The organism is Rhodosalinus sp., from assembly GCF_046542825.1.
Lineage (GTDB): Bacteria > Pseudomonadota > Alphaproteobacteria > Rhodobacterales > Rhodobacteraceae > Rhodosalinus.
The window spans coordinates 19,922-32,665 of the sequence record NZ_JBKHAQ010000020.1 but is presented as its reverse complement, the minus strand read 5'-3'; the positions used below and the strand labels follow the sequence as shown (position 1 = coordinate 32,665).

13 protein-coding genes and 1 pseudogene are annotated in these 12,744 nt (G+C 70.5%); 5 read left to right on the top strand and 9 right to left on the bottom strand.

Annotated elements, in window-relative coordinates; translation table 11 throughout:
* The 3 genes and pseudogenes from ACLFOB_RS04620 to gluQRS all read left to right on the top strand — a co-directional run.
* Positions 1 to 177: pseudogene (locus ACLFOB_RS04620) on the top strand (FADH(2)-oxidizing methylenetetrahydrofolate--tRNA-(uracil(54)-C(5))-methyltransferase TrmFO); the annotation flags it as partial.
* A gap of 22 nt (positions 178 to 199) precedes the next feature.
* On the top strand, positions 200 to 814 hold the full coding sequence (locus ACLFOB_RS04615; protein WP_410925127.1) for a class I SAM-dependent DNA methyltransferase: 615 nt from the start codon (positions 200 to 202) through the stop codon (positions 812 to 814).
* Positions 811 to 1,710, top strand: a complete 900-nt coding sequence (gene gluQRS / locus ACLFOB_RS04610; protein ID WP_410925125.1) for a tRNA glutamyl-Q(34) synthetase GluQRS — start codon at positions 811 to 813, stop codon at positions 1,708 to 1,710. The genes ACLFOB_RS04615 and gluQRS overlap by 4 nt, the downstream gene beginning before the upstream one ends.
* Before the next feature lie 46 nt (positions 1,711 to 1,756).
* Here the strand turns inward: gluQRS and hisI are convergent, their stop codons facing one another.
* Positions 1,757 to 2,116, bottom strand: a complete 360-nt coding sequence (hisI, locus tag ACLFOB_RS04605; protein ID WP_410917803.1) for a phosphoribosyl-AMP cyclohydrolase — start codon at positions 2,114 to 2,116, stop codon at positions 1,757 to 1,759.
* A gap of 66 nt (positions 2,117 to 2,182) precedes the next feature.
* On the opposite strand from hisI, the gene ACLFOB_RS04600 reads away from it, so the two are divergent.
* Positions 2,183 to 2,635, top strand: a complete 453-nt coding sequence (locus ACLFOB_RS04600) for an iron-sulfur cluster assembly scaffold protein (protein ID WP_410925123.1) — start codon at positions 2,183 to 2,185, stop codon at positions 2,633 to 2,635.
* Between the two features lie 158 nt (positions 2,636 to 2,793).
* Here the strand turns inward: ACLFOB_RS04600 and ACLFOB_RS04595 are convergent, their stop codons facing one another.
* The 5 genes from ACLFOB_RS04595 to ACLFOB_RS04575 form a co-directional block, all read right to left on the bottom strand.
* Positions 2,794 to 2,916, bottom strand: a complete 123-nt coding sequence (locus ACLFOB_RS04595) for a hypothetical protein (RefSeq protein ID WP_410917801.1) — start codon at positions 2,914 to 2,916, stop codon at positions 2,794 to 2,796.
* Between the two features lie 102 nt (positions 2,917 to 3,018).
* A complete protein-coding gene (recG, locus tag ACLFOB_RS04590) occupies positions 3,019 to 5,109 on the bottom strand; it encodes an ATP-dependent DNA helicase RecG (protein WP_410925121.1) in 2,091 nt (696 codons plus the stop codon).
* Entirely contained in the window at positions 5,106 to 7,370 is a 2,265-nt protein-coding gene (gene ligA / locus ACLFOB_RS04585; RefSeq protein ID WP_410925119.1) for an NAD-dependent DNA ligase LigA, read from the bottom strand. Before ligA ends, recG begins: the two co-directional genes overlap by 4 nt.
* A 96-nt stretch (positions 7,371 to 7,466) precedes the next feature.
* Complete coding sequence (ctrA, locus tag ACLFOB_RS04580) at positions 7,467 to 8,183, bottom strand: response regulator transcription factor CtrA (protein WP_410916288.1); 717 nt, start codon at positions 8,181 to 8,183, stop codon at positions 7,467 to 7,469.
* A 107-nt stretch (positions 8,184 to 8,290) separates the two neighbouring features.
* On the bottom strand, positions 8,291 to 8,563 hold the full coding sequence (locus ACLFOB_RS04575) for a DUF1153 domain-containing protein (RefSeq protein ID WP_410925117.1): 273 nt from the start codon (positions 8,561 to 8,563) through the stop codon (positions 8,291 to 8,293).
* A gap of 121 nt (positions 8,564 to 8,684) precedes the next feature.
* On the opposite strand from ACLFOB_RS04575, the gene mnmA reads away from it, so the two are divergent.
* Entirely contained in the window at positions 8,685 to 9,830 is a 1,146-nt protein-coding gene (gene mnmA / locus ACLFOB_RS04570; RefSeq protein WP_410925115.1) for a tRNA 2-thiouridine(34) synthase MnmA, read from the top strand.
* Positions 9,831 to 10,081: 251 nt separating this feature from the next.
* Here mnmA and ACLFOB_RS04565 read toward each other — a convergent pair whose 3' ends face one another.
* From ACLFOB_RS04565 to lpxD, 3 genes are read right to left on the bottom strand one after another with little or no spacing between them, the layout of a single operon-like run.
* Entirely contained in the window at positions 10,082 to 11,290 is a 1,209-nt protein-coding gene (locus ACLFOB_RS04565) for a beta-ketoacyl-[acyl-carrier-protein] synthase family protein (RefSeq protein WP_410916292.1), read from the bottom strand.
* A gap of 25 nt (positions 11,291 to 11,315) precedes the next feature.
* Positions 11,316 to 11,597 (bottom strand): acyl carrier protein, encoded by a 282-nt coding sequence (locus ACLFOB_RS04560; protein ID WP_410916294.1) that lies wholly within the window; start codon positions 11,595 to 11,597, stop codon positions 11,316 to 11,318.
* Between the two features lie 35 nt (positions 11,598 to 11,632).
* On the bottom strand, positions 11,633 to 12,742 hold the full coding sequence (lpxD, locus tag ACLFOB_RS04555) for a UDP-3-O-(3-hydroxymyristoyl)glucosamine N-acyltransferase (protein WP_410916296.1): 1,110 nt from the start codon (positions 12,740 to 12,742) through the stop codon (positions 11,633 to 11,635).
* Positions 12,743 to 12,744: the final 2 nt, after the last annotated feature.

Below are 12,744 nucleotides of genomic sequence, written 5' to 3'. Positions count from 1 at the left end.
GGCGGCGCCGAGGCGAAGACCTTCCAGCCGATGAACGTGAACTTCGGCCTCTTCCGCCCGGTCGAGGGCCTCAAGGGCGGCCGCCGTGGCCGGCGCGACCGCTACCGCGCCTATACAGACCGCGCCAAGGCCGCCTGGCAGGGCTGGCTCGAGGGGGCGGCGCTGGACGCCGCCTGACCCCTTCGTTACCCTGAAGGTCATGAACAAGGGATTTCTCGAACGGGTCTACCGGACCGAAGGCGCGGAAGAGATGCGCCGCCTCTACGACGACTGGGCCGAAAGCTACGATGCGGACCTGCGCGCGGCGCGCTACGCCACGCCGGGCCGTGTCGCACAGGCGCTGCGGAGCGCCGGCGCCGACCCGGAAAAGCCACTGCTGGACTTCGGCTGCGGCACCGGGCTGTCGGGCGAAGCACTGGCCGAGGCCGGCTTTACCACCCTCGACGGCGTGGACGTCTCCGACGGGATGCTCGAGGTCGCGCGGCACAAGGGCGTCTACCGCGCCCTCGACACGATTACCGAGGACGACGCGATGACCGATCGCGCAGGCGCCTATGCCACCGTGGCCGCCATCGGTGTCATCGGCTCGGGCGCCGCACCGCTCGCGGTCCTCGACCGGCTCTGGGCGTTGCTGCCAAGCGGCGGCCGGATGGGCTTTTCCTTCAACGACCATACGCTGCAGGATCCCGCCTACGCGGCACATGTCGCGGCACTCGTCGACAGCGGCGCGGCCGCGGAACGCTTCCGCGAACACGGGCCGCATGTGCCCGGCGAAGGCGTGGGCGCGCTGGTCGTGGTCCTCGAAAAGGTGTGACTCTGCGGACCCGCTTCGCGCCCTCGCCAACCGGCCCCCTGCACCTCGGCCATGCCTATTCCGCAATGCTGGCGCACGACATGGCGCGCGCCGCGGGCGGCGCCTTCCTGCTGCGGCTCGACGACATCGACCAGAGCCGGTCCAGGCCGCACTGGGCCGCGCAGATCGAGACGGACCTCGCCTGGCTGGGCCTCACCTGGGACGGGCCGGTGCTGCGCCAGTCCGACCGCCTGCCGTGCTACCGCGCGGCGCTTGCCGCCCTCTGGGACCGCGGGTTGCTCTACCCCTGCCGCTGCACCCGCCGCGACATCGAGGCCGCCGTCAGCGCCCCGCAGGAGGGCGCCCCGCTCCACGGCCCCGACGGGCTGATCTACCCTGGCACCTGCCGCCCCGAGCATCCGCCCAGAGGCCCGATGCCCCGGGACATGGCCCTGCGCCTCGACATGAGCCGCGCGGCAAAAGCCGCCGATCTCCCCACATCCCCCCTGACCTACGCCGAAACGGGTGTGGCCCCGCCGCCCCCGCCGCTCTCCCCCGAGCACTACAGGCACGGCATCGGCGACGTGGCACTCGCGCGCCGCGATCTTGGCGCCTCCTACCATCTTTCAGTGGTCTGCGACGATGCCGACCAGGGCATCAGCCACGTGATCCGCGGCGCGGACCTCGCCCCCGCGACCGCGATCCACGTCCTGCTGCAGCGCCTTCTCGACCTGCCCACGCCCATCTACCACCACCACCGCCTGATCCGCGACGAGACCGGTCGCCGCCTCGCCAAGCGCGACGAGGCCCGCGCCATCGCCACCTTCCGAACCGAGGGCCACAGCCCGGCCGATATCCGGGCAATGGTGGGCCTGACCAAGCTCCTTCCTCTTGCCCGAAATACCCTCGGGGGGTGAGGCGGCAACGCCGCCGAGGGGGGCAGACAGCCCCCCTTGAGCGGCCTCAGCTCTCGGGCGCCATGATCTCCACCTCCGCGCCGTCGCGCAGCGCGGTGTAGAAACAGCTGCGCCGCGCGGTGTGGCAGGCGGGCCCCGTCTGGCGGACCAGCAGAAGCAGCGCGTCGCGGTCGCAGTCGATCCGCATCTCGACCAGGTCCTGAACGTGGCCCGAGGTCTCGCCCTTGACCCAGAACTCCTGCCGCGAGCGCGACCAGTAGGTGACGCGCCCGGTTTGCAGCGTGCGCGCCACCGCGTCTGCGTTCATCCAGGCCATCATCAGCACCTCGCCGCTCTCGGCGTCCTGCGCGATGGCCGGGATCAGGCCGCGCGCATCGTAGCGCAGCGTCGCGGGATCGAAGGACATGTGGATTTCCTTTGGCATCCGGGCAGACCGGGCCTACTTATGCCGGAGACGGGCAAGGGTGAAGCCATGAGCACCGACTCCGACCTGATCAAGCTCTATTCGGGCCGCATTCTCGCGCTTGCGGCCGACGTCCCGCACACCGGGCGGCTCCCGGACCCGGAGGGCAGCGTCAGGAAACGCTCGCCGCTTTGCGGCTCCACGGTGACGGTGGACGTCACGCTGCGCGACGGGCGGATCGCGGCGTTCGCCCAGGACGTGAAGGCCTGCGCGCTGGGACAGGCGGCGGCGGCCGTGGTGGGGCAGAACGCCATCGGCCGGACGCGGGCCGAAGTGGAAGCGGCGCGGGACGCGCTCAGGGCGATGCTGAAATCGGGCGGCCCGCCGCCTGCCGCGCCCTTCGACGGGCTCGAGGTGCTGCGCCCGGCGCGCGACTACAAGAATCGCCACGCCTCGATCATGCTGGCGCTGGAAGCGACGGCAGAGGCGGCGGCAGAGGCCGAAAAGGCGCATTGTGCCTAAAACCGACCCGTTGACCGCCGCATGAAAAAAGCCGCCGCACTTCGCAGAGGAAGGCGGCGGCGAAGTTCGATCCGCTTGGGGACAGACAGGGCCGACAGGTGGCGCACGATTGGAGACGACGGCGCCGGGAACCCTATGAGCGCGGATCGCGAGGCAGGTCAGACGCCCCCGGGCAGGTGCAGCGCCGCGAAGAGCAGCACGGCCAGCGCCACCAGGCCCGCCATGTCGGCGACGACGGCGCCCGGGGCGCGGCGCAGGATCGTGGCAAGCTGAGTCATCATCGCGGTGTCTCCGTCTGCGGGGTGTTGTTGTTTTGTTCTCATATCCGTGACGCGATGTAAAGAACTTTTTAAGAACATCCGCGAACGAAAGGATTCGCCGGCCTAACCTACCGACAGCAGGCGGATCGCCTCGTCCTGCCGCATGAGCCACAGCAGCGTCCGCGCAGCCTCTCCGCGTTCGGTGCGCAGCTCGGGGTCGTCGGCCAGCAGGCGGCGCGCGTCGGACTGCGCGGTCGCCATCAGCCCCGCCTGCCGCTCCATGTCCGCGATGCGAAAACGCGGCAGCCCGGACTGCGCAGTGCCGATCAGGTCGCCCGCGCCGCGCATCTCCAGGTCCACCTCGGCGATGCGGAAGCCGTCCTCGGTGTCGCGGATCGTGGTCAGCCGCTGCGCCGCGGTCTCGCCCAGCGGGGACTGGTAGAGCAGCAGGCAGGTCGAGGCGCCGCTGCCCCGTCCCACCCGGCCACGCAGCTGGTGCAGTTGCGCCAGCCCGAAGATCTCGGCCCGCTCGATCACCATGATCGTCGCGTTGGGCACGTCCACGCCCACCTCGATCACCGTGGTCGCCACCAGTACGCTCGTCTCGCCGCGCTGGAAGCGGGCCATCGCGGCGTCCTTTTCCTCGGGCGGCATCTGCCCGTGGACAAGGCCCACGACGCCTTCGCCCAGCGTCGCGCGCAGCCGCTTGAACCGTTCCTCGGCGGCGGTCAGATCCACCGCCTCGCTTTCGTCCACCAGCGGGCAGACCCAATAGGCCTGCCGCCCCTCGGCCACGGCGCGGCGCAGGTGCTCCACCACCTCGCCCAGCCGCTCGGTCGAGACCATGGCGGTGCGGATCGGCTGCCGGCCGGGGGGCTTCTCGTCCAGCACGCTCACGTCCATGTCGCCGTAATGCGCCAGCGCAAGGCTGCGCGGGATCGGCGTGGCCGTCATCACCAGCATGTCGGCGCGCGCGCCCTTGCGCCCCAGTTCCAGCCGCTGGCGGACGCCGAAGCGGTGCTGTTCGTCCACGATGGCAAGCCGCAGGTCGTGAAACGCCACGTCCTTCTGAAAGACCGCATGGGTGCCCACCAGCACCTGCGTCTCGCCCCCGGCCAGCGCGGCGAGCTTGGCGGCGCGCCCCGTCCCCTTGTCGCGGCCTGTCAGCAGCGCCATCCGTACGCCCGCGGCCCGGGCGAGCGGCACCAGCGCCTCGTAATGCTGCCGCGCGAGGATCTCGGTGGGCGCCATCATCACGCCCTGCCCGCCAGCCTCCACCGCGATCAGCAGCGCGAGGAAGGCCACCAGCGTCTTGCCGGCGCCCACGTCGCCCTGCAGCAGGCGGTTCATCCGCAGCGGGCTGCGCATGTCGTCCGCGATCTCGGCCACCGCACGGCTCTGCGCGCCCGTTGGGCGGAAGGCGAGGCTTTCCAGCACCTTGCGCTGCAACTCTCCGGTGCCGTGCGTCTCTCGCCCCCGGCCCCGCCGCACCCGCGCCCGCGCCAGCGCGAGCGTCAGCTGGTGCGCCATCATCTCGTCGTAGGCCAGCCGCTCGCGCGCGGGATGGGTGGCCGCGATGTCTGGCGCGCCGCGCGGGGCATGGGCGGCGTCCAGCGCCGCGCGCCAGTCCGGCCAGCCGGCCTGCGCCTTCTGCACCGGGTCGATCCACTCGGGCAGCTCGGGCGCGCGGGCGAGCGCGGCCTGCGCGGCCTTCGCCATCACCTTCTGGGTGAGCGTGCCCGTGAGGGGATAGACCGGCTCGAAGTCCGGAATCTCGCCCGCCTCGCCGGGGGGCAGGATGTGATCGGGATGCACCATCTGCGCCATCCCGTCGTAAAGCTCCACCCGGCCAGAGACGACGCGCCGCGCCCCCGGCGGCAGCGCACGCATCAGGTAGTCGGCGCGCGCCCGGAAAAAGACCAGCTGGAACGCGGTCCGGGCATCCTCGACCTCGACCCGGTAGGCGCCGGATTTCGTGCGCGGCGCGCGGTGCGCGCCCACCGTGACCTCGACCGTCGTCACCTGCGGCAGGTCGAGGCCCCGGATGCTGTCGCGCCTGCGGCGGTCCACCACCGAATGGGGCAGCGTGAAGAGCAGGTCGCGCGGCCGCTCGATCCCGCCCTTTTCGAGGGTCTGCGCGGTCTTCGCCCCCACGCCGGGCAGCGTGTCGAGCCCGGCGAAGAGCGGAAAGAGCGGCTCCGGCCGCGTGCTCATCCGGCGCCGATCAGCTTGAGCCAGCCGTCCTCGTCGATGGTCTCGACGCCCAGTTCCGCGGCCTTCTTCGCCTTGGAGCCCGCGCCGGGGCCGGCGACGAGGAGATCGGTCTTCGGCGAGACCGAGCCCGAGACCTTCGCGCCAAGGCTTTCGGCCCGCGCCTTGGCCTCGGCGCGCGTCATCTTTTCCAGCGTGCCGGTGAACACGACGGTCTTGCCGGCCACCGGGCTGTCAGAGGTTGCGGGCGGCTCCGCCTCCTCGACGGTGAGGCAGGCCGCCAGCCGGTCGACCGAGGCGCGCTCGGCCGGTTGGGTCAGGCTCTTGACCAGCGACCGGGCGAGCACGGGGCCCACCCCGTCGATCGACAGCAGGTCGTTCCAGGCGCTGCCCTCTTCGGCGGCGGCCGGCTCCATCGCCGCGATGAAGTTCTCCCAGGTCCCGTAATGCCGCGCCAGAAGCTGCGCCGCGGTCTCTCCGACGTGCCGGATGCCCAGCGCGAAGATCAGCCGCTCCAGCGGGATGCTGCGGCGCTCGTCGATGGCCTCGAAGAGGTTGGCGGCGCTCTTCTCGCCCCAGCCCAGGTGCCGGGCAAGCGGCGTGCGGCTGCGCTCGGCGAAACGCTCGGCCACCGAATCGCGCTCGAAGGTCTCGAGCCCCAGCGCGGCGGCAAGGCGGGCGCGGGCCTCGCCGCTCTCCTCGCCCTCGAGCCGGTCCAGCACCTCGTCAGGCTCCAGCAGCGCCTTCTCGCCCGCCGCGTCGCGGTCGCGCAGGGTGAAGATGTCGGCCGGCTCGCGGATCCATGACAGCAGATAGAACTGCTCCACCTGCTTTGCCCCCAGCCCCTCGATGTCGAAGGCCCCGCGCGAGACGAAATGCTTCAGCTTCTCGATGGCCTGCGCGGGGCAGATCAGCCCGCCGGTGCAGCGGCGCACCGAATCGCCCTCTTCGCGGATCGCGTCCGAGCCGCAGGCCGGGCAGGTCTTTGGAAATTCGTAAGGTGTCGCGTCGTCGGGCCGGCGCGACAGGTCCACATCCGCCACCTTCGGGATCACGTCGCCCGCGCGATAGACCTGCACCCAGTCGCCCACGCGGATGTCCTTGCCGCCGCGGATCGGGTCGCCCTTCGAATCGCGGCCGGCGATGTAGTCCTCGTTGTGCAGCGTGGCGTTCGACACCACGACGCCGCCCACCGTCACGGGCGTGAGGCGCGCGACCGGCGAGAGCGCGCCGGTGCGGCCCACCTGGATGTCGATGGCCTCGAGCAGAGTCCAGGCAAGCTCGGCGGGAAACTTGTGCGCCAGCGCCCAGCGCGGCGTGGTCGAGCGGTAGCCAAGCCGCTCCTGCAGGCCAAGGTCGTTCACCTTGTAGACCACGCCGTCGATGTCGTAGCCCAGCGTCGCGCGCTGCTGTTCGATCTGCGCGTAATGGGCCAGCATCTCGTCAAGCCCGTCGCAGAGCCGGGTGAGCGGGTTGACCGGAAAGCCAAGGGCGCCCAGCCGCTCCAGCGCCGCCATCTGCGTGTCGCCCAGCGGCGCCGAGAGCGCGCCCCAGCCGTAGGCGAAGAAGCGCAGCGGGCGGGCGCGCGTCACCTCCGGGTCGAGCTGGCGCAGGCTGCCGGCGGCGGCGTTGCGCGGGTTGGCGAAGCGCTTCGCGCCGGCCGCCTCCTGCCGCGCATTGAGCGCCGCGAAGTCGTCGTGGCCCATGTAGACCTCGCCGCGCACCTCCAGGATGTCGGGCGCACCCTCGAGACGCCCGGGGATCTCGCCGATGGTGCGCACGTTGCGGGTGACGTCCTCGCCCTCGGCGCCGTCGCCGCGGGTGGCGGCCTGCACCAGCCGGCCGCCCTCGTAGCGGATCGACAGGCTGAGGCCGTCGATCTTGGGCTCGGCGGTGAAGTTGAGCGGGGCCTCGGCCCCGAGGTTCAGGTAGCGGCGGATGCGCGCGTCGAACTCGGCCACCTCCGCGCGCTCGAAGGCGTTCTCGAGCGAGAGCATCCGCACCGCATGGCGGACCTTGGCGAAGGTTTCCGAGGGGCGGGCGCCCACCCGCTCGCCGGGGCTGTCGGCGCGCTTGAGGTCGGGAAAGCGCGCCTCGATCTCGGCGTTGCGGCGCTTGAGCCGGTCGTATTCCGCATCGCTGATCTCCGGCGCATCCTCGAGGTGATAGGCCCGGTCGGCGCGCGCGATTTCGGCGGCCAGGCGCGCGAGCTCCGCGGCCGCCTCCTCGGCGCTCAACTCCTCGACGGGCGTCTCCTCTGCCACGGCCCTCTCCCGCGCGATACGATCCGCCGCGAGTGATAGGGCCGCGCCGCCCGCCCGTCCAGTCCGCCCCTTGGCCGGGGCGCCCGGTCCTGCGGCTCAGGCGCTGGCCGCGATCGACGTCGTCTCGTCGCCCGCGGGCTGCGGGTCGCGCAGCACGTAGCCACGGCCCCAGACCGTCTCGATATAGCTCGGGTCGCCCGTGGCCTCGGACAGCTTCTTGCGCAGCTTGCAGATGAAGACGTCGATGATCTTCAGCTCCGGCTCGTCCATGCCCCCGTAGAGATGGTTGAGGAACATCTCCTTGGTCAGCGTCGTGCCCTTGCGCAGGCTCAGAAGCTCGAGCATCTGGTATTCCTTGCCGGTCAGATGCACCGGCTTGCCTTCGGCCTCGACGGTCTTGGCGTCCAGGTTCACCGCGATCTTGCCTGTCCTGATGATCGACTGCGCATGGCCTTTGGAGCGGCGGATGATGGCGTGGATGCGCGCAACCAGTTCCTCGCGGTGGAAGGGCTTCGTCAGGTAATCGTCGGCGCCGAAGCCGAAGCCGCGGATCTTGTTCTCGGTGTCGTCGGAGCCCGAGAGGATCAGGATCGGGGTGCCGATCCGCGCAAGCCGAAGCTGGCGCAGAACGTCGTGGCCGGTCATGTCCGGCAGATCGAGATCGAGCACGATCAGATCGTAGTCGTAGAGTTTGGCGAGATCGACCGCTTCCTCCCCCAGATCGGTCGCATAGACGTTGAGATTGGCGTGGGTCAGCATCAGTTCGATGCTCTTCGAGGTCGTGGGGTCGTCTTCCACCAGCAGCACGCGCATGCCCGCTCTCCGCTTCGTCGCTCCGTATGGAAACGCAAGGTGAACAAAAAAGGTTAACCTTGCGTTACCGAAGGTCAGTGTATCCCCTTCGCGCCATTCTGCAATCTTTAGTTGCGCTTGTTCCGGGCTGTTGCACGCAGGGCGCGTTCTCCGCCCCGCTCGGCGGCAGCGATCCATTCGGCGAGTTCCTCGGCGCTGAGCGCCCAGGTCGCGATCGCCTCTGCCTCGTCGATCAGCCCATGGCGCACCGCCAGCACCACCGCGGCCTTGCGCGAGGCGACCCAGCGGCGCGTGTCGGCAGGCGGGAGATCGGCGCGCGTCATCACCCGCCCGCCCGGCAGGGTCACGGCGCGCGGCCCCTTGACCTTTCGCAGATACATGCGGCTCCTCCAGACTGGCCGGCGGGAGCCTCGCGCCCGTGCGCTTAACGCGCGATGAAACGCGCCCTTGAGAACGCGGCGCATTTTCCTATATTCCGCTGACTTTCCGAAGGGATCCGCCATGTCGCTCGACACCGCCACCGGCCTCAATTCGCTGGGCCTGCCGAAGTCCCCGGCCGACACGCGCGTGGTCGTCGCCATGTCCGGCGGCGTGGACAGTTCTGTCGTAGCAGCCATGCTGGCCGAAGAGGGCTACGACGTCGTCGGCGTCACGCTGCAGCTCTACGACCACGGTGCGGCGCTGGCGAAAAAGGGCGCCTGCTGCGCGGGGCGCGACATCCACGACGCCCGCCGCGTGGCGGAAACGATGGGCTTTCCGCACTATGTCCTGGACTATGAGAACGCCTTTCGCGAGGCGGTGATCGACGAGTTCGCCGACAGCTACCTCGGCGGTGCCACGCCCGTGCCCTGCATCCGCTGCAACGAGCGGGTGAAGTTCCGCGACCTGCTGGAGACGGCCAAGGACCTCGAGGCCGACTGCATGGCCACCGGCCACTATATCCGGCGTGCGGCGGGCGCGCAGGGCCCCGAGCTGCACATGGCGGCCGATGCCGCGCGCGACCAGAGCTATTTCCTGTTCTCGACCACGCGCGCACAGCTTGATTACCTTCGCTTTCCGCTGGGCGGGCTTGCCTCCAAGGACGCCACCCGCGCGCTCGCCGCGCGCCACGGGCTGCCGGTGGCCGACAAGCCCGACAGCCAGGACATCTGCTTCGTGCCGAACGGCGACTATGCCGCGGTGATCGAGAAGCTGCGCCCCGGCGCGGCCGAGCCCGGCGAGATCGTGCACGCGGACGGGCGCGTGCTGGGCAGGCATCCGGGGGTGATCCATTTCACCATCGGCCAGCGCCGCGGTCTCGGCATCGGCGGGCTGGACGAGCCGCTCTATGTGGTCAAGCTCGACGTGGACAGCCGCCGCGTGATCGTCGGCCCGAAGGCGATGCTGGCCACGCGCCGCGTGCCGGTGCGCGAGATCAACTGGCTGGGCGACGGCGCCTTCACGGAGGCCACCGAGCGCGAGATTTCGGTGCGCGTCCGATCGACCCGACCGCCGGCCGAGGCGATCCTGCGCCCACTGTCGGAGACCGAGGCGGAGGTCGAACTGCTGACACCCGAGCAGGGCGTGAGCCCCGGCCAGGCCTGCGTCTTCTACGCGACGGGCGGGACACGGGTTCTGGGCGGCGGCTGGATCTGGCGCGGGAACTGAGCGCCGGCGCGCGCGGCACGGCCAAGAGGGGGCGCTGCCCCCGTCGGCTTCGCCGACTCCCCCGGGGTATTTCCGGCAAGAGGAAGGACCGGGCGCCGGACCTTCCTCTTGCCGGACCTGCCTGATCCCATTGCGGAGAGCGCGCCGCGGGCACGGTTTTGCGGGGTGACCGGGCGTGCCGACGGGCGACCGCTCGCCCGCGCGAGGTGCCAGAGGTCGTGCGGCCGCAGGCCGTGCGGCGCGAGAGCCGCTCAGACGCGGCGCAGGGCGAGCACGGCGTTCAGGCCGCCGAAGGCGAAGGCGTTGGAGAGGGCGACTTCGACATCGGCCTCGCGCGCCTCGTTCGGGACCACGTCGAGCGCGCATTCGGGGTCGGGCTCTTCGTAGCCGATGGTGGGCGCGATCACACCGTCGCGCAGCGCCATGATGCAGGCCAGAAGCTCGACCGCGCCGGTGCCGCCGATCAGGTGGCCGTGCATCGACTTCGTCGAGGAGATCATCAGCCGGTCGGCATGCGCGCCGAAGACATCCGCCACCGCGGCGCATTCGGTCTTGTCGTTGGCGAGCGTGCCCGTGCCGTGGGCGTTGATGTAGCCCACCTTTTCGGACGGAAGCTGCGCGTCGCGCAGCGCGCCCGCCATCGCGCGGGCGGCGCCCTGTTTCGAGGGCATCACGATGTCGGCGGCATCAGAGGTCATGGCGAAGCCCGCCACCTCCGCCAGGATCTCGGCGCCGCGGGCGCGGGCATGCTCGTGATCCTCGAAGACGAAGACGCCCGCGCCCTCGCCCTGCACCATGCCGTTGCGGTTGGCGCTGAAGGGGCGGCACGCGTCGCGGCTCATCACCCGAAGCCCTTCCCAGGCCTTCACGCCGCCGAAGCAGAGCATCGATTCCGACCCGCCGGTGATCATCACCCGGCTCATGCCGAGGCGCACCATCTGGAAGGCCTGCGCCATCGCGTGGTTGGACGAGGCACAGGCCGTGGACACGGTGAAGGACGGCCCCTTGAGGTTGTATTCCATCGAGACGTGGCTGGCCGCCGCATTGTTCATCAGCTTCGGCACCACGAAGGGATGGACGCGGTTCTTCCCTTCCTCGTAGACCGTGCGGTAGTTCTCGTCCCAGGTCGAGACGCCGCCGCCCGCGGTGCCCAGCACCACGCCCGAGGTGGCGGCAAGCTCGCCCGTGAACTCCAGCCCCGCCTGCCCGATCGCCTCTCGCGCGGCCGTCAGCGTGAACTGCGTGAAACGGTCGTAGAGGGCAAGCTGCTGACGGTTGAAATGCGCCTCGGCGCTGTAGTCGCGCACCTGCCCGCCGATGCGGATGGCCAGCCGCTCGACGTCACGGAACTCGAGCGGACCGATGCCGCAACGCCCCTCGCGCATCGCCTCAAGCGTCTCCGGCACGGAATGTCCCAGCGGGTTGATCGTGCCGGCGCCGGTGATGACCACGCGCCTCATCGTGCCGCCCGGCGGCTTGCGGCGGTCATGCCTTCCGCGTTCCCTGCCCGTGCTGCTCGGCGAGCAGCCGCTCGATGCCCCGGATGATGCTTTCGACAGAAGAGATATCGAAGTCGCCCGCTTCGGGTTCGTTGGCATTGAAGGGCACCGAGATGTCGAAGGCCTCCTCGATCGCGAAGATGCTCTCGACGAGGCCCAGGCTGTCGATCCCGAGATCCTCCAGCGTCGACTCGGGGCGCACGTCGGAAGGCTCCAGAACCGCCTGTTCGGCGATGATCCCGATCACCTTCTCCCGGACGTCCGTCATCTCCCGAGGCCCCCGTCAGCCGTTGCCGGCCTCATTTAGTCGCTCGCACCGGGCTTGGAAACCGCTTTCTTGAGCGCCGCGACATCCCGGAACAGTCGCGGCAGGCGTCTGAGCGCCTTGTAGCTTTCCACCTGCGCGTCCATCTTCGTGGCAGGATAGCCCATCATCACGCGGCCCGCGGGCACATTGGACAGCACCTTGCTGCCTGCCGCGACGACCGCGTTTCCGCCGATCGTCAGGTTGTCCGCGACCCCCACCTGCCCGCCCATCACGACGTGGTCGCCGACGACCGTGGAGCCCGCGATGCCGACCTGACCGGCAAACAGACAATGCCGCCCGATCACCACGTTGTGGGCGATCTGCACGAGGTTGTCGATCTTGGTGCCGTCGCCGATCACCGTGTCGCGGATGGTGCCGCGGTCGATGCAGGCATTGGCGCCGATCTCGACATCCTCGCCGATGCTCACCGCGCCCAGCGAATGGATCCGCGACCAGGGCTGCGCCGAGGCGCCCCCGGTCTCCTCCCCGAGGCTCGCGCGCGCGCGCTCGACGTCCGAAACCTCGGGCGTCACGAAGGAGAACCCGTCAGAGCCCACCACGGCGCCGGGCTGCGCGGTGAAGCGCGCGCCGATGCTGACCCGCGCGCCGATGCGCACGCCTTCGCGCAGCAATGCGCCAGGGCCGATCACCGCGTCCGCGCCGACGTAGGCCTGCGGCCCGATGACCGCGCCTGCCCCGATCCGGGCACCGGCCTCGATCACCGCCAGCGCGCCCACCGTGACATCGGGCGCAAGTTGCGCCCCCGGATCGATCACGGCCGAGGGATGGCGCACCGGCGCAAAGCCGGGACCGGGATCGAACCTGGCCGTCAGCGAGGAAAGCGCGTAGCGCGGCCGGGACGGGCAGATCGCCCCATCGAGCCCCAGCGCGCGCCAGTCCGCCCCTTCCCACAGCAGGGCGGCGCGGGCACTGCCTTGCGCAAGCCGTTCGGCATAGACCGGCGTGGTCGCTATGGCCAGATGGTCGGGTCCGGAGTCGCCCGGCTCCGCGGCTCCGTTGATGAGAAGCTCTGTGTCGCCCTCGGCCGCAATGCCGAGTGCCTGTGCGATTTCGCCCAGCGTGTAGGGGCCTGTCGGTCGGGACATGT